Genomic DNA, 297 nt, shown 5'->3' with positions numbered 1-297 from the left:
AGCAGCACTGGCCCTGGGCCACCCTGCTGGTCAATGTCACCGGGTCGTTCATCCTCGGGCTCGTCGCCGGCGGCGTGGTGGGCCAGGAACCGGGCCCGGCGGAAACATGGCGCCTGGCCGAGCCTTGGCGTCTGGCGCTGGCCAGCGGCCTGGCCGGCGGACTGACCACTTTCAGTTCCTTCACCGTCGCCACGGTTAAGCTGTGGGCAGAGCGCCGCACACGGGCCGCCGTCGTCAATTGTGCGGCCAACCTGCTGCTGGGCACCGGCGCCGCCGCGCTCGGACTCGGGGCGGCCG

At 72.4% G+C, this 297-nt stretch carries 1 protein-coding gene; it reads left to right on the top strand.

Annotation, left to right across the window (positions count from 1 at the left end):
• On the top strand, positions 1 to 297 hold a 297-nt coding region (locus tag AC5RV2_RS19210), incomplete at both ends, for a fluoride efflux transporter FluC (RefSeq protein ID WP_494093647.1).

The sequence above is a fragment of the Arthrobacter sp. Y3225116 genome (genome assembly GCF_059091245.1).
Note: the sequence above shows the minus strand (reverse complement) of the source record. Positions and strands in the feature narration are given on the sequence as shown.